General features: G+C 67.7%; 16 protein-coding genes, 1 pseudogene and 1 riboswitch. Of the genes and pseudogenes, 9 read left to right on the top strand and 8 right to left on the bottom strand.

The genetic code is table 11. The features are described from left to right. Positions 1-3: 3 nt before the first annotated feature. The 6 genes and pseudogenes from BN2156_RS17280 to speB form a co-directional block, all read right to left on the bottom strand. Positions 4-1380: an L-serine ammonia-lyase gene (locus tag BN2156_RS17280; protein WP_090516257.1), complete on the bottom strand. Its 1377-nt coding sequence runs from the start codon at positions 1378-1380 to the stop codon at positions 4-6. A 2-nt stretch (positions 1381-1382) separates the two neighbouring features. Further along, positions 1383-2651 carry a serine hydroxymethyltransferase gene (gene glyA, locus BN2156_RS17285; RefSeq protein ID WP_090516258.1) on the bottom strand — a complete coding sequence of 423 codons (1269 nt, stop codon included), beginning with the start codon at positions 2649-2651 and terminating at the stop codon, positions 1383-1385. Positions 2652-2653: 2 nt separating this feature from the next. Further along, entirely contained in the window at positions 2654-3052 is a 399-nt protein-coding gene (gcvH, locus tag BN2156_RS17290) for a glycine cleavage system protein GcvH (protein ID WP_090516259.1), read from the bottom strand. Positions 3053-3064: 12 nt separating this feature from the next. Further along, a pseudogene (gene gcvT, locus BN2156_RS17295) lies at positions 3065-4193 on the bottom strand (glycine cleavage system aminomethyltransferase GcvT). Continuing rightward, the gene (gene gcvP, locus BN2156_RS17300; RefSeq protein ID WP_090516260.1) at positions 4190-7063 is read right to left on the bottom strand and encodes an aminomethyl-transferring glycine dehydrogenase; all 2874 of its coding nucleotides are present in this window, start codon (positions 7061-7063) and stop codon (positions 4190-4192) included. The pseudogene gcvT and the gene gcvP overlap by 4 nt, the downstream one beginning before the upstream one ends. A 151-nt stretch (positions 7064-7214) precedes the next feature. Then, a riboswitch (glycine riboswitch) is annotated at positions 7215-7304 on the bottom strand. Between the two features lie 35 nt (positions 7305-7339). Beyond that, positions 7340-8341 carry an agmatinase gene (speB, locus tag BN2156_RS17305; RefSeq protein ID WP_090516261.1) on the bottom strand — a complete coding sequence of 334 codons (1002 nt, stop codon included), beginning with the start codon at positions 8339-8341 and terminating at the stop codon, positions 7340-7342. Between the two features lie 237 nt (positions 8342-8578). On the opposite strand from speB, the gene BN2156_RS17310 reads away from it, so the two are divergent. After that, on the top strand, positions 8579-9424 hold the full coding sequence (locus BN2156_RS17310; protein WP_090517440.1) for an oxidoreductase: 846 nt from the start codon (positions 8579-8581) through the stop codon (positions 9422-9424). Then, complete coding sequence (locus tag BN2156_RS17315) at positions 9408-10034, top strand: TetR/AcrR family transcriptional regulator (RefSeq protein ID WP_090516262.1); 627 nt, start codon at positions 9408-9410, stop codon at positions 10032-10034. Before BN2156_RS17310 ends, BN2156_RS17315 begins: the two co-directional genes overlap by 17 nt. Position 10035: 1 nt before the next feature. Here the strand turns inward: BN2156_RS17315 and BN2156_RS17320 are convergent, their stop codons facing one another. Continuing rightward, positions 10036-11040 carry a LacI family DNA-binding transcriptional regulator gene (locus BN2156_RS17320; protein ID WP_235625384.1) on the bottom strand — a complete coding sequence of 335 codons (1005 nt, stop codon included), beginning with the start codon at positions 11038-11040 and terminating at the stop codon, positions 10036-10038. A 157-nt stretch (positions 11041-11197) separates the two neighbouring features. On the opposite strand from BN2156_RS17320, the gene BN2156_RS17325 reads away from it, so the two are divergent. From BN2156_RS17325 to BN2156_RS17340, 4 genes are read left to right on the top strand one after another with little or no spacing between them, the layout of a single operon-like run. After that, positions 11198-12523, top strand: a complete 1326-nt coding sequence (locus BN2156_RS17325) for an aryl-sulfate sulfotransferase (protein ID WP_090516263.1) — start codon at positions 11198-11200, stop codon at positions 12521-12523. Continuing rightward, positions 12520-13359: an ABC transporter permease gene (locus tag BN2156_RS17330; protein WP_090516264.1), complete on the top strand. Its 840-nt coding sequence runs from the start codon at positions 12520-12522 to the stop codon at positions 13357-13359. The genes BN2156_RS17325 and BN2156_RS17330 overlap by 4 nt, the downstream gene beginning before the upstream one ends. 1 nt (position 13360) lies before the next feature. After that, complete coding sequence (locus BN2156_RS17335; RefSeq protein WP_090516265.1) at positions 13361-14119, top strand: ABC transporter ATP-binding protein; 759 nt, start codon at positions 13361-13363, stop codon at positions 14117-14119. A 28-nt stretch (positions 14120-14147) separates the two neighbouring features. Continuing rightward, complete coding sequence (locus BN2156_RS17340; protein WP_090516266.1) at positions 14148-15119, top strand: ABC transporter substrate-binding protein; 972 nt, start codon at positions 14148-14150, stop codon at positions 15117-15119. Here the strand turns inward: BN2156_RS17340 and BN2156_RS17345 are convergent. Beyond that, on the bottom strand, positions 15114-15893 hold the full coding sequence (locus BN2156_RS17345) for a hypothetical protein (protein WP_090516267.1): 780 nt from the start codon (positions 15891-15893) through the stop codon (positions 15114-15116). The genes BN2156_RS17340 and BN2156_RS17345 overlap by 6 nt on opposite strands. A gap of 82 nt (positions 15894-15975) precedes the next feature. On the opposite strand from BN2156_RS17345, the gene BN2156_RS17350 reads away from it, so the two are divergent. The 3 genes from BN2156_RS17350 to BN2156_RS17360 are packed head-to-tail and all read left to right on the top strand — an operon-like array spanning position 15976 to position 17929. Next, positions 15976-16695: an oxygen-binding di-iron domain-containing protein gene (locus BN2156_RS17350; protein ID WP_090517442.1), complete on the top strand. Its 720-nt coding sequence runs from the start codon at positions 15976-15978 to the stop codon at positions 16693-16695. Between the two features lie 37 nt (positions 16696-16732). Then, positions 16733-17287, top strand: a complete 555-nt coding sequence (locus BN2156_RS17355) for a hypothetical protein (RefSeq protein ID WP_235625385.1) — start codon at positions 16733-16735, stop codon at positions 17285-17287. 18 nt (positions 17288-17305) lie between these two features. Then, positions 17306-17929, top strand: coding sequence for a TIGR03085 family metal-binding protein (locus BN2156_RS17360; protein ID WP_090516269.1), 624 nt, complete (start codon positions 17306-17308; stop codon positions 17927-17929). The last annotated feature ends 87 nt before the right edge of the window (positions 17930-18016 follow it).

Below are 18016 nucleotides of genomic sequence, written 5' to 3' on the forward strand. Positions count from 1 at the left end.
CCCTCAGCATTCGACGACGTTGATCGCCACGGCGAGCCCGCCGGTGGAGGTCTCTTTGTACTTGGCGCTCATGTCCATTCCGGTGGCACGCATGGTCTCGATGACCTGGTCCAGGCTCACCCGGTGCGTGCCGTCGCCGCGCAGCGCCATGCGGGCCGCATTGATCGCCTTGCCCGCGGAAATGGCGTTGCGTTCGATGCACGGGATCTGCACCAGGCCGCCGATCGGGTCGCAGGTCAGGCCGAGGCTGTGCTCCATGGCGATCTCGGCGGCGTTCTCCACCTGTTGCGGTGTGCCGCCGAGGATCTCAGCCAAACCGCCGGCGGCCATCGACGCCGCGGAGCCGACCTCACCCTGGCAGCCGACCTCAGCACCCGAGATCGAGGCCCGCTCCTTGTACAGCGAACCGATGGCCCCGGCGGTCAGCAGGAAACGGACGGTGGTGTCGTCCGGGTCGGCGATGCCGGCCGGCGTGTAGCGCAACGCGTAGTGCAGGACCGCCGGGATGATCCCGGCCGCGCCGTTGGTCGGGGCAGTGACGATGCGGCCGCCCGACGCGTTCTCCTCGTTGACCGCGAGCGCCACCAGGTTCACCCAGTCCTCGGCGAAGGCCGGATCACGGTGCGGGTCTTCTGCATCGAGCCGCACGAACCAGTCCTTGGCACGCCGCCGCACCTGCAGGTTGCCGGGCAGGTAGCCGTCGCGGGACATCCCGTTGTCCTGGCAGGCGACCATCACCTCGCGGATGTGCAGGAGCCGCTCCCGCACCTCGGCTTCGCTGCGGTTCACGCACTCCTGCCGCATCATCGCCTGGCTCACCGACAGCCGGTCCCGTTCGGTCAGGGCCAGCAGTTCGGCGGCCGAGCGGAAGGAACCGTCGGCGCAGGCCGCCGTCTCCGCCCGGACCGGCGTGTTTTCGGTGACGACGAAGCCGCCACCGACCGAGAAGTACGTCTCGCGGTAGACGACGTCACCGCCGGCCGAAAATGCCGTCAGCGTCATGGCATTCGGGTGCTGGTCGAGCCGGCGGCCCGGTTGCAGATGCATGTCGGATTCGGTCAGCGCGATGACGACCCGCCCGGCCAGCAGGATCTTCCCGTCGGCACGAATGGTCGCCAGCCGCCGTTCCATCTCGTCGGTCTCGATCGTCTCGGGCCGGCAGCCCTCGAGGCCCAGCAGGATGGCCGGCATCGTGCCGTGCCCGGCCCCGGTCGCCGCCAGCGAGCCGAACAGATCAACCCTGACCTCGGCGACGTGATCGACCATGTCGCGGCCGACGAGTTCGTCGACGAACATGCCGGCCGCCCGCATCGGGCCGACGGTGTGTGAGCTCGACGGGCCGATGCCCACCGAGAACAGGTCGAACACGCTGACCGCCATGGCTACAGCTCCGGATACAGCGGGAACTGCCCGGCCAGCGTACGCACCTGTGCGGCAAGGTGTTCGGTTTCGGCGTCAGGCCCGGCGATCAGCGCGGCGGCGATGACGTCGGCGACGCGCGCGAACTCCTCGTCACCGAACCCGCGCGCCGCCAGCGCCGGGGTGCCGATCCGGAGGCCCGAGGTGACCATGGGCGGCCGCGGATCGAACGGCACCGCGTTGCGGTTCACGGTGATACCGACGGCCTCGAGCCGGTCCTCGGCCTGCTGCCCGTCGATCGCGGCGTTGCGCAGATCCACCAGCACCAGGTGCACGTCGGTTCCACCGGTGAGGACGGTGATCCCGGCGTCCAACACGTCGGGCCGGCTGAGCCGCTCGGCCAAGATCCGCGCGCCGCTCAGGACCCGCTGTTGGCGTTCGGCGAATTCGGGCTGGGCGGCCATCTTGAATCCGACCGCCTTGGCCGCGATGACGTGCTCCAGCGGTCCACCCTGTTGGCCGGGGAACACCGCCGAGTTGATCTTCTTGGCGATGTCGGCCTCGTTGGTGAGGATGACGCCGCCGCGGGGCCCGCCCAGGGTCTTGTGGGTCGTGGAGGTCACGACGTGGGCGTGCGGTACCGGCGACGGGTGCAGACCGGCGGCGACCAGGCCCGCGAAGTGCGCCATGTCGACCATCAGGTAGGCACCGACCTCGTCGGCGATCTCACGGAACCGGGCGAAATCCAGCTGCCGGGGGTAGGCCGACCAGCCGGCGATGATCAGCTGCGGCCGGTGCTCGCGTGCCGCCTCGGCAACCGCATCCATGTCGATCAGGTAGTCCTCTTTGGACACCCCGTAGGCGGCGACGTTGTAGAGCTTGCCGGAGAAGTTCAGCCGCATGCCGTGGGTCAGGTGCCCACCGCAGTCCAGTGACAGGCCGAGGATGGTGTCGCCGGGCTTGATCAGCGCATGCATGACCGAGGCGTTGGCCTGGGCACCCGAATGTGGTTGCACATTGGCGAATTCAGCCCCGAACAACGACTTCACCCGGTCGATGGCGAGCCGCTCGATCACGTCGATGTGCTCGCAGCCGCCGTAGTAGCGGCGGCCCGGATAGCCTTCGGCGTACTTGTTGGTCAGCACCGAGCCCTGCGCCTGCATGACCGCGAGCGGAGCATGGTTCTCCGAGGCGATCATTTCCAGTCCCAACCGCTGCCGGTGCAGCTCGTGGCCGATCGCCGAGAAGATCTCGGGGTCGAAGTCGGCGAGACGTTCGTCGAGGATGCTCATGGCTAGGCCTCGCTCTTCTGTGCGTATTCGGCTGCGGTCAGAAGGTTTCCGGCCGCGGTCGGCTGAACTTCGAACAGCCAGCCCGATCCGTACGGATCGGAGGTGACCAGGGCGGGGTCGTCGACGGCTTCGGTGTTGACCGCCGTGACGGTGCCGCTGACGGGCGGGTAGAGCTCCGACACGGTCTTGGTGGATTCCACCTCCCCGCAGGTCTCGCCCGCGGTGATGGTGGCTCCGACCTCGGGGAGGTCGAGAAACACCAGGTCACCGAGTGCTGCGGCGGCGACGGAGGTGATGCCGACGCGCACCGGGGTGTCCGGCAGGGCAGCGCCGGGAGCGATCAGCACCCATTCGTGTTCCTCGGTGTAGCTGCGGTCGTCGGGGATGGTCTGGCTTGTCATGTGGGGGTCCTTTCAGCTGCGGCGGTAGAACGGCGCCGGGGTGACTTCGAATTGCTCTTTGTTGCCGCGGATGTCGACCTGCAGCAGGGTTCCGGGTTCGGCCAGGCTCGTGTCGAGGTAGGCCAGCGCGATGGGGTAGCCAAGGGTCGGCGACAGTGCGCCTGACGTCACCGTTCCCACCGCGGCCCCCTCGGCGTCGACGACGGGGTAGCCGGCGCGGGCCGCGGCTGTCGAAGGAAGAGCGCAAGGTGGCGCCCTTCAGCCCGACCAGGACGCGCGAGACGGGCTGTTCGGAAAGTCCTTGCAGCGCCTCGCGTCCCACGAACTCCTTGCCCAGGCGGACGACCTTGCCGAGACCGGCCGCATACGGGTTGAGCTCGCGGGTGAGTTCGTGCCCGTAGAGCGCCATCCCGGCTTCCAGCCGCAGCGTGTCGCGGCAGGCCAGGCCGGCGGGTGCGCCGCCCGCGGCGGTGGTGGCCGCCAGCAGCGCCCGCCACAACGCCACGGCCTGCGCGTTGGGCACGTAGAGCTCGAAGCCGTCCTCGCCGGTGTAGCCGGTACGGGCCAGCAGGACATCGATGCCGTTCACCTGCGCCGCGGTCACCGCGTAGTACTTCAGGTGCGCGACCAGTTCCAGCTGCTCGTCGGGCACCAGTGAGCTGATGATGGCTTCGGAGGCCGGCCCCTGAACGGCGATCAGCGCGGTGTCCGTGGACTGGTCGTCCACGTCGGCATCGAATTGCGCGGCGCGGTCTGCCAGTTCGCGTGCCACGGTGGGAGCGTTGGCGGCGTTGGCGACGACCAGGAAGCGGTTGTCGGTCAGCCGGTAGACCACCAGATCGTCGATCACCCCGCCGTCGGCGTCGCACATGAGCGAGTACTTGGCCCGGCCGATGCCGATCTTGGACGCCTCGCCGACCAGTGCGAAGTCCAGCGCCTCACCGGCTTGCGGCCCGGTGACGGCGATTTCGCCCATGTGGGACAGATCGAACAGTCCGGCGGTCTCGCGGACCGCCTTGTGCTCGGCCAGCTCGCTGCCGTACTTCAGCGGCATGGCCCATCCGGCGAAGTCGGTGAATGTGGCTCCCAGCCCTCGATGTTCGTTGAGCAGCGGGGAAGCCGGGGTGTGGTTGTCGGTCATGCGAAAGCCTCCTGAAGGATCTCTGCGGTGTCGGTCTGGAACGCCTCGGGTGCCGGGCACGAGCAGGCGAGATTGCGGTCGCCGTGCACGCCGTCGATACGGCGGACCGGCGGCCAGTACTTGTTGAGACGCAGGGAGGCAACGGGATACGCCGCGTACTGCCTGCTGTAGGGAAGTGCCCACTCGGCGTCGGTGACCTGTTCGGCCGTGTGCGGGGCCTGACGCAGGGGGCTGTGGTCGAGCGCCCACTCCCCCGAGCCGACCCGGCTGATCTCGTCGTGGATGCCGATCATCGCCTCGATGAACCGGTCGAGCTCGGCCAGGTCCTCCGATTCGGTGGGCTCCACCATGAGTGTGCCGCTGACTGGGAAGGACAGGGTCGGGGCGTGGAAACCGTAGTCGATCAACCGCTTTGCGACATCCTCTGCGGTCACTCCGGTGCGCTTGGTGATGTCCCGGAGATCGAGGATGCATTCGTGCGCGACCAGCCCGGTGTCCCCGGTATAGAGCACCGGGTAGTGCCCGGCAAGCGACCTCGCGAGGTAGTTGGCGCCCAATACCGCGGCCTTGGTGGCGGCCGTCAATCCGTCCGGGCCCATGAGTGCCAGGTACGCCCAGGTGATCGGTAGAATGCCGGCCGACCCATAGTTGGCCGCCGACACCGGTGCCGCACCGTCCTGCAACGGGTCGCCGGGCAGGAACGGTGCCAGGTGGGCACGGACCGCGACCGGCCCGACGCCCGGGCCGCCGCCACCGTGCGGGATGCAGAACGTCTTGTGCAGGTTCAGGTGCGAGACGTCGCCGCCGAACTCACCGGGTTTGGCTAGTCCCACAAGCGCGTTCAGGTTGGCACCGTCGACGTAGACCTGTCCGCCGGCGCGGTGCACGAGATCGCACACGGCGCGGACGTCGGTCTCGTACACCCCGTGGGTGGACGGGTAGGTGAGCATTATCGCTGCCACCTGGCCGTCGTGGTCGGCGAGCTTGGCCGCCAAGTCGTCGTGGTCGATGTTTCCGTTGGCCGCCGTCTTCACCACGACCACCCGCATTCCGGCCAGAACCGCCGAGGCCGCGTTGGTGCCGTGGGCCGACTGCGGGATGAGGCAGATGTCGCGGTGGTCCTCGCCGCGCGACCGGTGGTAGGCGTTGATCGCCAGCAGGCCGGCGAGTTCACCCTGGGATCCGGCGTTGGGCTGCAACGAAACCCGGTCGTAGCCGGTGATCTCGGCCAGCCACGATTCCAGGTCGCCGATCAGCTCGCGGTAGCCGGCGGTCTGCCCGGCCGGCGCATACGGGTGGATGCCGGCGAACCCGGGCCAGCTGATCGGTTCCATCTCGGCGGCGGCGTTGAGCTTCATGGTGCACGACCCGAGCGGGATCATGGTGCGGTCCAGCGCCAGGTCCCGGTCGGAGAGCTCCCGCAGGAATCGCAGCATCGCCGTCTCGGACCGGTGCGAATGAAACACGGGGTGCCGCAGGTACTCCGACGTGCGCAGTAGCGCGGCGGGCAGTGCGAACGGATGGCCGGCGGCGGCTGGGGCCGCACCGAACACGTCGAGCACGCGCCCGATCACCTCGTCGGTGGTGCACTCGTCGCAGGAGATCCCGACATGGTCGGTGTCGACCAGCCGCAGGTTGATACCGGCGGAGTCGGCGGCCGCCACGATCAGGGGTGCCCGGCCGGGGACCCGGACCATCACGGTGTCGAAGAACCGGTCGTGGACGATCTCGCGGCCGGCGGCGCGCAGACCTTCGGCCAGCGCGGCGGCATGCCGGTGGACGCGGGTTGCGATGGCACGCAACCCTTCCGGACCGTGGTAGACGGCATACATGGCGGCGACGTTGGCCAGCAGCGCCTGCGCGGTGCAGATGTTGCTGGTCGCCTTGTCCCGGCGGATGTGCTGCTCGCGGGTCTGCAGTGCGAGCCGGTAGGCGGGCTTGCCATCGACATCGACCGAGACGCCCACCAGGCGGCCGGGCAGCATGCGCTCCAGCCCGGACCGCACCGCCATGTACCCGGCATGGGGGCCGCCGAAGAACAGGGGCACACCGAATCGCTGGGCCGACCCCACCGCGATGTCGGCACCCTGTTCACCGGGGGCCGTGAGCAGGGTCAGCGACAGCAGGTCGGCGGCGACGGTGGTGAGCATGCCCCGTTCACGTGCCGCGGCGATCAGCGGAGCGAGATCACGGACGGCACCGCTGGCGCCCGGCGACTGGAAGACGACGCCGAATGCGTCGCCGTCGGGCAGTGCATCGGACAGATCGGCGACCACGACTTCGACGCCGAGCGCTTCGGCCCGCCCACGCACGACGGCCAGGGTCTGCGGCAGGCAATCGGCGTCCAGGATCACGCGGTCGGAGGACACCGATTTGTTGGCCCGCCGCATCAGCAGCACCGCCTCCGTCACCGCGGTGGCCTCGTCCAGCAGGGACGCACCGGCCACCGGCAGCGCGGTGAGATCTTCGATCAGCGTCTGGAACGTGAGCAGCGCCTCGAGCCGGCCCTGCGAGATCTCCGGCTGGTACGGCGTGTACGCGGTGTACCAGGCCGGTGACTCCAGCATGTTGCGGCGCAGGACGGCCGGGGTGACGGTGTCGAAGTACCCCAGACCGATCATCTGAACTCGCTGCTGATTGGCCTCGGCCAGCTCGCGCAGCGCCGCCAGCACCTCCGGCTCGGACCGCGCGGCGGGCAGGCGCAGGCCTTCGGGGCAGCGGATCTGCTGCGGCACCGCGCTGTCGATCAACTCGTCGGTGGAGGCGAACCCCAGGACACCGAGCATGTGCCGCTCGCCCACATCATCGGGGCCGATGTGTCTGTCGCGAAAAGTGTTGACGTCGTTGACAATTGCGGTGCACTCAGGCATGAGGTGACTCCGGTTTCGGGCACCGCGGTTACGCGATGCGTCGTGAAGTAACACCTCCCCGCTCTGTCCTGAAACCTGAGAGCTTTAGCGCGTAGCGCCTGTCCCCTTCGGTAAGCCCGATACACGTGATCGCGCTGTTCTCCAGAGTTGTCTCGACACTGCGGTATTGGGCCTGAGAGATTCCCGGGGAGGAGTTGCTCCTACGGCGCCTCCGAAGCGGAGGTTCTCCCACAGTGCGTCAACGACGTATTGAGTTATGTGACGGATGCTACTCGACTAGGGCGCTGTGGCCGCAACTTCTCCGTTCACGGGCAGATTTGACACCCGTCCAGCGACGATCAGCGACACGATGTCGAACACCACGGTGGCCGCTGCCACGCTGGTGATCTCGGCATGGTCGTAGGCGGGGGCCACCTCGACGACGTCGGCGCCGACGATGTTGAGCCCCGACATCTTGCGCAGCATCTTCAGCAGCTCGCGGGAGGTCAGACCACCGGATTCGGGGGTGCCGGTGCCCGGCGCGAACGCCGGATCGAGCACGTCGATGTCGACGGACAGGTATACCGGTACGTCGTCGACCCGGCGGCGCACGACGTCGACGGCCGCGTCGGTGCCGATCACATCGAGGTCGCCGGCCCGGATGATCTTGAAGCCCATGCGGGCGTCGTCGTCGAGGTCGATCTGGTCGTAGATCGGGCCACGGATGCCGACGTGGATCGAGTGATCCTCGATCAGCAGGCCCTCCTCGAACGCCCGCCGGAAGATCGTGCCGTGGGTGACCGGGGCGTTGAAGTAGGTGTCCCAGGTGTCGAGGTGGGCGTCGAAGTGGACCAGTGCGACGGGGCCGTGCTTGGCGTGCAGGGCGCGCAGGTTCGGCAGCGCGATGGTGTGGTCACCGCCGATGGCCACGATACGCCGGTCGCCGCCGGCCAGGATGTCGGAGGCGTGATCCTGGATCTGCCGGCAGGCCTCGGCAATGTTGTACGGCGTGACGGCGACGTCGCCGGCGTCGACCACCTGCACATGCTCGAGCGGGGCGACGCCGAGTTCCACGTGATAACCGGGGCGCAGCGTGCGAGCAGCCTGGCGGACGGCCATCGGACCGAAGCGGGCACCGGGCCGGTAGGACGTGCCGCCATCGAAGGGCACACCGAGGATCGCGATGTCGTAGTCGGACACCTCGTGGATGTCCGCGATCCGGGCGAACGTGCCCTTGCCGGCATAGCGGGGGACCTTGGTGGCGGGCAGTGCGCCGATGATGCCGTTACGCGTGCTCATCTGTGGTTTCCAGCCTTTCGACTTGCCGGGTGTTCGACTGCCAGCATCACTGGAGGCGGACATCCGTAGCGAGCAGATATCGCCCAAACACCGACGACCGCCTTTGAGCATTCGCACAACCACACTGCCTCTTCGACCGGGCCGGAATAACTCCGCCGTCGCCCCGGTTGCAACGGCCATCAGCACAACTAAACTGGACGTACAGTTCAGATACACAAAGAACAGGTGGTCAAAGACATGAGCGTTTGGTTCATCACCGGAGCTTCCCGCGGATTCGGATTGCAGATCGCGCGCGACGCCCTGGACCGCGGCCACCAGGTGGTTGCCACCGCGCGCGACGCCGCCGCCGTCACCGCCGCCCTCGGCGAGGACGAGAACGTGCTCGCCGTAGCCCTGGACGTGACCAATGAGGAGCAGGCCGCCCAGGCCGCCCAGGCCGCGGTGGATCGCTTCGGCCGCATCGACGTTCTGGTCAACAACGCCGGCCGCGGACTGCTGGGCGCTGTCGAGGAGGCCACCGACGCCGAGGTGCGCGCCGTCTACGAGACCAACGTCTTCGGCCTGCTGACCGTGACCCGGGCTGTCACCCCGATCCTGCGGGCCCAGCGGTCGGGCACCATCGTCAACATCTCCTCGGTCGGCGGGTTCGTCGGCTCGCCCGGCTGGGGCGTCTACGCCTCGACCAAGTTCGCCGTCGAGGCGCTGTCCGAGGCACTGCACGCCGAACTGCAACCGCTGGGCGTGCACGTCACGGTCGTCGAGCCCGGCTACTTCCGCACCGACTTCCTGGACTCATCGAGCCTGCAGACCCAGCGCACCATCATCGACGACTACACCGACGGCCCCGCCGGCCAGATGCGTGTCGCCGCGGGCGAACGCAACCACGACCAGCCCGGCGACCCGGTGAAAGCCGCCAAGGCCATCATCGACGTCGTGGAATCACCACAGCCGCCGCTGCGCCTGCTGCTGGGCAACGACACCATCGCGGCAGTCGAGGGCAAGATCGCCCACGTACAGGCCGAGCTCGCACAGTGGCGGAATGTCTCGGAATCAACGGATTTCGACGATGTCGCCGCAAGCTGAGACAGCGGTCGGCGGGGCGGGCGAGGAATTCGTCCGCCCCACCGGCGCACGCAGCGACCGCATCCATCAGGCCATCCTGGTCGCGACGTCCGACCTGCTCGACGAGGGCGGGTTCCCGGCGGCCACCATGGACGCGATCGCGGCCCGGTCCGGCGCCAGCAAGGCCACGCTGTACAAGCACTGGCCGTCGCGAACCGCCGTGGCCGCCGAGGCGTTCGGAGCGATGATGGCCGAAGCGTTGCCCCTGCCCGATACCGGCAGCACCGCAGGGGACCTGGAAGAACAGGTGGTGCGCGTCTCGGCGTTCTACGGCGGGGCTCGGGGTGAAGTATTCGCGCAGTTGCTCGCGGCGTGCGTCGAGGATCAAACGGGCGCAGCATATTTCCGGCAGTACTTCCTCAACGGCCGGCGCGCCGCCATCACCGAACTGTGGCAACGCGGCGTGGCCCGCGGCGATGCCGACGCGAGTATCGCGATCGATGATGTCATCGACATCTTATTCGGCCCGTTGATCTTCCGACGCCTCAGCGGCCACTATGCCCTCACCGAGGAACACGCCCGGCGATTGGCCGAAACCGCGCTCCGGGGGTTGCTTTTCTCGGCCGCCTAGCTCATTCGCAGCCGCAGGTCTCCCCCACCCGCAGCGTGGGCACCAGTTCGTCGTCGACCGGCGGATCCCCGAGCAACCGGCCGAGCGCCCGGCAGGCCAACGCGTCGACGGGTTGTTGCGCGGTGGTGAGGCGCAGCCGTCCGTAATCGACGGCGGCACCGTCGAATCCGACCACCCGGACGTCGTCGGGGACGCGCAGACCCGCATCGGCGATCGCGCGAATCGTGGCCGCCGACTGGCCGTAGGTCCCCACCACGAGCGCCCGCGGGACCCGGGCCGCGCTCCGCAGAAATTCGCTGACCGCGGTATACGCCCCGGAGGGGGTGAGGTCGGTCCGGATGAGCGGGACGTCGCCACCGACGACGGAGGCGACACCCTCGAAACGCTGCTGCACGGTTTCGCGGTCACCGTGCTGGACGTCGGCCTCGGTGTATCCGCCCACGAATGCTATCGCCCGACAGTCGTGGACGCCGAGCAGGTGCCGGGCGAGGAGTTGACCGGCGTGGACGTGGTCCACCCCGACGATGTCGGCCTCGACCTCACCGCGAATGTTGTGCATCCACACCACCGGGATACGTTCCTGCTGACACAGATTCGCGGTCTGCGCGGCGTTGGCCGCCCCGACCACCAATAGCCCGTCCACGCCGACCTCGGCGAATGCGGTGGCGAATTCGAGTTCCCGCTCGGGGTCATATCCGGTGTTGCCGATCAGGGTCAGGTGATCACGCGCCCGCGCTTCCACCTCGATGCGCCCCACGAACTGGCCGAACAGCGGCAACGTGAGGTCGGGTACCAGCAGGCCGATCTGCCGCCATCGCCGCGACCGGCGCAGCGCCCTGGCCCGCACGTCCGGCCGGTAATTCAATTCATCGATCGCACGGATCACCTTGGCCCGCAAAAATTCTGAAACCGGACGCGGGCCGTTGTTGATCACATAGCTCACCACCGCCGTCGAGGTACCGGCGCGGCTGGCCACATCTGCCAGGGTCGGACGTTTCCCACTCACAACGGGTGGACCCTCCGCTCGTCGATGATCGCTCGAAAGAGTTTGAATCACCTCGATTGTGACGGTTCCGCCCACGCTTCGCCTGCCTACGCTAATCGATTAGAACCGTAACGAGGAGGACCCGTGGTTGTAACCGGACGTTGGTGGAGTAACTGACATGGCATTCGTACGTCTCAGCGGAGTCAGCTACCTCGATCCCCATCTTGTCCATGACAGCTATGTCCTGTTCACCGGCGCCGACGGCGTTACCCGGGTGATCGACCTCAACGGCACGGTGGTGCACGAGTGGCCGTATGCCGGTGTGCCCCCGCGCATTCTGGATCCGGCCCTCAACGCCGGCCGCCTCGGCGACGTCGGAGTGCAACTGTCCGACAGCGACGATGCCCGCGGCGGCATCTACGCCAACGGCACCGTCGGCCTACTCGACTGGAATGGCGACGTCGTCTGGGAATGGGGCGCGCAGGCACCCGGCGGCGCGGCACGGCAGAACCATGACTGGGAACTGCTGCCCAACGGCAACCGGCTGATCCTGGTGACCGTTCCGCGCGTGGTCCCGAGCCTCGGCACACATACCGTCGGTGATCAGGGACTTTATGAAGTCACACCTGAGGGCGAGATCGTCTGGCAGTGGCTGGCCGGTGATCACCTCGACGAATTCGGATTCTCTGAGGCGGGCTGGGATGCCCTGCGCCAGACCGTCACCCGCGACCCCGACGATCCCTGGGGTTATCTGGAGATGAACAGCGCCAAGACGCTGGGGCCCAACCGGTGGCACGCCGCCGATCCAGACTCCGTCTTCCATCCCGACAACATCCTGATCAGTTTCCGCAAGGCCAACATCATCGCCTTGATCGACAAGTCGTCCGGAACGATCGCCTGGCAGCTGGGCCCCTATTACGACGCCGAGTTCGGCGCGCAGCACCAGCGGATCAACGTACACAAGGTGCCTCGTCCGGTCGATCAGACGTCCGGTCAGCACAATCCGCACATGATCGCCGCCGGGCTGCCCGGCGCCGGGAACATCCTGGTGTTCGACAACCAGGGCGGCGCCGGTTACCCGCCGGCACCACTGGGCATCTACGCCGGTTCCCGGATTCTCGAAATCGACCCCGCCACCAAGGAAATCGTGTGGCAGTACACCGCTGAAGACTCCGGTCTGCCGTCGTGGACCTTCTTCAGTTCGTTCGTCAGCAATGCCCAGCGGCTGCCCAACGGCAACACCTTGATCACCGAGGGCATGCAGGGCCGGTTGTTCCAGGTCACCCCCGACGGTGACGTGGTGTGGGAATACCACAGCCCCTACCAGGGCTATGGCGTGGCCGGCGAGCCCGAGGTCAAGCAGACCAGGGTGCCCGGCGTCGACCGGCTCACAAGGACCGCGCTGGTATACCGGTCGCAGGCCGTGCCGTTCGACTGGGTGCCGGCGGATACTCCGCGCGCATCCCTGCAGGCTGTCGGTACCGATCCGGGAAGCCTTCCATGACAGCCGGTTTGGCGGTCCGCACGCCTGCGATGAGCCGCCCCGACGGTGCCCGCCCGGCACGGCTTCGGTCGGCGTTCACCCGGTTGGGTGTCCTCGGGTGGACGGTCGCCGGGTTGGGGATCGCCGCTGCGTTGTGGTCGCTGCTGGTGGCGACCGGACGGTTCCCGCGGCAGCTGTTCCCGAGTGTGCCCGAGATCCTCGCGGCCGGGCACACCTTGTGGACCGAGGGCCTGCTGGCCGACGACATCCTCGCCAGTCTGCGCAGGGCCGCAGTCGGTTTCGCGATCGGTGCGGCCATCGGGATCGTCGTGGCGGTTTTCACCGCGACCACCACGGCTGGTCGCAACCTGCTGCAACCGGTGCTCCGGGTGTTCTCACCGATCCCGACGATCGGTCTGGTCCCACTGGCGATCCTGTGGTTCGGGCTGGGCGAGAGCAGCAAGATCCTGGTGATCGCGCTCGGCGTCTTCGTGCCGGTGTGGATCAACAGCCACACCGGGTTGGCCGGCACACCGGTCGACTATCTGAAGGCCGCCCGCTGCCTGGGGGCCGGCCGTTGGCAGACGTTGTCCAAGGTGGTGTTGCCCGAGGCCGCCCCCGATATCGCCTCGGGTCTGCGGGTGGGCGCCGCGATGGCGTTCGTACTCATCGTGGTGGCCGAGATGACCGGCACCACTGCGGGCATCGGCTACCGCATCTCGCAGGCACAACTGTTCTCCCAAGCGGACCGGCTGATCTTCTGCCTGATCATCCTGGGCATTGTCGGCGCCCTGTGTGACCTGCTGGTCGCCTCGGTCACATCCCCATTTACCCGCTGGGCCCAAGAGGAGCGCTGAGATGGCCATCCAGACCCACGATCTCGTGGTGAGGTTCCCCGGCAAGCAGGAGCCCACGCTCAAAGGCATTTCACTGACCGTTCCCCACGGCTCCTTCTCCGTCCTCGTCGGCGCCTCGGGCAGTGGCAAATCCACGCTGCTGCACTGCCTGGCCGGTCTCATCACCGCGACCACGGGCACGGTGACCGACAACGGCGAGACCGTCACCGCACCACATCCTCGGCGGGGTGTGGCGTTCCAGCGCGACGTGCTGTTCCCGTGGATGACGGTCGCCGACAACATCGACTTCGCCCTGGCTGCTCGACGACTGTCAAAACCCCAGCGGCGGAACAAGATTCACGAGCTGCTCGACCTGGTGGGCCTGCGTGACGAGGTGGCCGCGCAGCGGCCCGGCGAATTGTCCGGCGGAATGCGGCAACGGGTCAGTATCGCCCGCGTGCTGGCCGGAGAACCGGCCGTGATGCTGATGGACGAACCGTTCGCGGCGCTGGACGCATTGACCCGCCTGCGCATGCAGGATCTGCTGATCGATCTGTGGACGCGGTTGAACCGCACGATCGTCTTTGTCACCCATGACATCGACGAGGCGATCCGGCTCGCCGACACCGTCAGCGTGCTGCGCGACGGCCAGATCGTCGACCAGATCACCAACCCGCTGAGCCGACCCCGGCCGGCCGACGCGCTGGCAGACCAGCCCGGCTACAGCGAGATCCGCAAGACCCTGCACCACCAGCTGGGCATCGACCACGTCGTGCACTGACCCTCCACCCCCGCAAAGGAATCCATCCGTGAAGACCCCTCTTCGGCGCATCGCCGCCGCTGCCGTTGCCGTTGCCGCCCTTGCTGTGACCGGCACCGCCTGCTCGGACTCGGGCACCGCGAACGCCGACCAACTCACCGTCGGTTTCGTCGTCGACCCGTCCTGGGCACAGATCCCCGTCGCGGCCGACACCGGCCTGTTCGACAAGCACGACGTGGACGTCAAGGTGGTGAACTTCCAATCCGGTGTGGAGGCATTGCAAGCCGCAGCCGCCGGCCAGGTCGACATCACCACCGCCGCCGATGTGCCGACCTCCGCCGCACTGACCCGCACCCCCACCCTGCGGGTGATCGCCGACGGCTCCCGATGGGAAGGCTCACGCATCGTCGCCCGCCGCAGCGCCGGCATCAACACCGTCGCGGACCTGGCCGGCAAGTCGATCGGCACCCCACTGGGCACCAGCGCGGCATACTACGTCTCGAACGCGCTGGCGCAGAACAACATCAAGGCCGAGCTGGTGCAGGTCGCCCCGTCGGCGATCGTCACCGCCGCCACCCAGCACAATGTCGACGCGGTGTCGATCTTCCAGCCGTACCAGGCGCAGACGATAAAGTCCCTCGGCGACGACGCGGTGACGCTGTCCGGCGGCACCTACAACCAGCACAGCCTGTTCGTCGCCACCGAACCGGCCGTCACGACCAAGGGCAAGGCGATCAGCGCCTTCCTCGCCGCACTCGATGACGCCGGCACCGCGCTGGCCCAGCACGACAAGGCCGCCACCGACGCCGTCGCCAAGGCCACCCAGCTGGACCCCCAACTGCTGGACACCGTGCTCGGCGAGTTCGACTTCACCCTCCAGCTGAAGCCGGACCTGGCGGACAAGCTGGCCGAACTCGGCGCGTGGGCCAAAACCCAGAAGTCCATCGACCCGGCCACGCAGCTGCCCGATTACGCGAAGTTCCTGGACAACCAGTTCCTGCCGGAAGCCGGCCGGTCATGACGACCGCGCCCTATGATCGCGCAGCCGTAGCAGTGCCGTCCCGAACGCGCCGATCACCACCAGATCGGACGCCACCCCGCTGCTGACCGTCGCCAACAGCCAACCGGCGACACCGGTGGCCAGCACGAACGGTGGCAGCCACTCGAACACCTGTGACCACGACGGCACCGGGTGGCGCGCGTGCGCGGCGTCCTTGGCGCGGGCGTATTCGGGATAGAACTCGGTGACGGCCACGGCGAAGAACAGTGCGCCCAGTTGCAGGATCCAGCCGGTCCAGAAGTTGTCAGTGCTGCCGTAGACCACATCGCCGAGGAAGCCGACCGACGCCGAGAAGCCGAAGGCCGCCGCCCACACCGCCGTCACCACCACGTTGGTGCGCTTGAACAGCGGCGTGTCCCAACGGTCCGGCGGAATGACATCGCGCGCATACGCCGTCGTGTAAGGCCGGCCAATCAGCAGGCTGACCAGGGCGAACAACGCCAGCGAGGCGTTCGTGACCTCCCCCGACCACATCTCCAGCCACGCTTTCTGGCCGCTGGTCGCCACCAGCCCCACGGCGGCCAGCACCACGAAGTAGGCCACCCCCAGTACCTCAAGCACGTGCACCGGGATGTGGCGACGCCAGGTCAGGCCGAGAATGAGCAGCGAGATGCCGAGCGCACTCATCACCGCGATCTCGTACCGGCCCGGACCGGCCAGGATGGCCATCAGCGCCCACGGCAGGATTCCGGACAGCGGGGAGTCCAGAAACGCGTCGAGGGCTTTGCCGAGCACGCGACGACTGTAGGTAAGGCAGCTGGGAAAACCCCAAGACGCCGCGTTCCCCTGGGCGCACCATGGAGCCATGGCCTCCGACCTGGAAACCCGCGTCGACGAGATCGCCCCGGACATCTACCGGCTGTCCACCTGGATACCGGGGATCACCGAGCACGGCTTCACGTTCAACCAATTCCTGCTCACCGGCGACGAGCCGTTCCTGTTCCATACCGGTCACCGGTTCCTGTTCGCACAGGTCTCGGCGGCCATCGGGCGCGTCCTGCCGCTGACCCGGCTGCGCTGGATCTCATTCGGCCACCTGGAGGCCGACGAGTGCGGAGCGGTCAACCAGTTCCTGGCGGCCGCACCTCATGCCGAAGTGATCCACGGCCCGCTGGCCATCATGTTGTCGCTGACCGACATGTGTGACCGGCCGCCGGTCGAAGCACCCATGGGCGGCGTGCACGACATCGGTGGCCACCGTCTGCGCTTCATCGCCACCCCACATGTGCCGCACAACTGGGAAGCCGGGCTGTGGTTCGACGAGGCCACCTCGACGTTGCTGGCCGGCGACCTGTTCACCCATACCGGGCAATGCCCGCCGCTGACCGAGTCGGATTGTGTGGCACCGGCATTGGCAGCCGAGGGGCTGTTCCACGCCACCGGCCTGACCACGAATCTGGCGCCGACGCTGGCCGGGCTCGCCGAGCTGAATCCGGCCACCTTGGCAATCATGCACGGCGCGTCGTTCCACGGCGACGGAGCCGGGCAGTTGCGCGCCCTGTCTGACGGCTACGCAGGGCTGTTCGGCGCGTCATGACCCGGTGCGCCCCTGCGCGATGCGTAGCCTTGGCGCGGTGAAGGCGTGGCAAGCCCTGGCCGCCCTACTGGTCGCCGGTTCCGTGCTGTCCGGCTGCGAATCGAGCATCGACGGCACCCCCAGCACCAGCCCACAATCACCCACCGAGCCCAGTTTCCCGACGGCGCGGCCCACCCGATCCAGCCCGGCACCCTCGCCGAGCACCACCGCCGCGGCTCCGCCCAGCACCTCCCGTACCGTCCCGCCGTCCGGCGCCGAAACGCTGCAGCCGCAGAACGGGTACGTCTTCATCGAGACCAAATCCGGCCGAACCCGCTGCCAGCTGTCAAAGCAGGATGTCGGGTGCGAGTCGGAGTTCGATGATTCACCGGTGATCGACGGGGAGCACGCCAACGGCATCAGACTCACCCCGGACGGACAGATCAAGTGGATAGTGGGCAACCTCGGCGATATACCGGTGGTCACCCTCGACTACCGCAGGTACAGCGCCTTGGGCTGGACCATCGATGCGAGCAAGGACGGCACCCGGATCAGCAATGACAGCACCGGGCACGGGATGACCATCGCTGTCGAAGGGGTGAAAACCTTCTAGAGCTTCTAGAGTCGGGATATGACTGTCGCTCGGCGCGAACGTGCCGCCCTGGTCGAGTCCATGCGCGCAGCAGGACCTGATGCGCCCACCCTCTGTGAGGGCTGGACGACCCGAGACCTGGCTGCCCATCTGGTGGTGCGGGAACGTCGCCTCGATGCCGCCCCCGGCATCCTCGTTCCCCAGCTCGCCGGCTACACCGAGCGCGTGCAGAAGAAGGTCACCGAAAGCACCGACTGGACCGAGCTGGTGGATCAGATCGCCGCGGGACCGCCGCTGTACTCGCCCTTCAAGGTGTTGGACCCGCTGGTCAACGTGGCCGAGATGTTCATCCACAACGAGGATGTGCGCCGAGCCCAACCCAATTGGGAGCCAAGAGATCTCGATGAGGCGACGGTGTCCGCGCTGTCCCGCGGGATCGCCGGGATGGCTCGGATGGCGATGGGCAGATCCCCGGCCCGGGTGAAGCTGACGACGCCGGAGGGCAAGACGCTGGCAACCGTCGGTGCCGGTCCGGAGGTGACCGTCACCGGGGCGCCGGGTGAGCTGCTCATGTTCGCCGCCGGCCGAGAGCCCGCCCAAGTGACGTTCGAGGGCGATGACGACGCCGTCGCCGCGCTGCGCGCCGCACGTCGCGGGCTGTAGAACCGCAGGTAGTCCGCGGCTTTACCGGTTCTTGACCGGGTTTTGAATCGGCCCACCGACGATTGCTGCGTGAGTACGCTTTCATCG

This window comes from Mycolicibacterium neworleansense (assembly GCF_001245615.1).
Taxonomy (GTDB): domain Bacteria; phylum Actinomycetota; class Actinomycetes; order Mycobacteriales; family Mycobacteriaceae; genus Mycobacterium; species Mycobacterium neworleansense.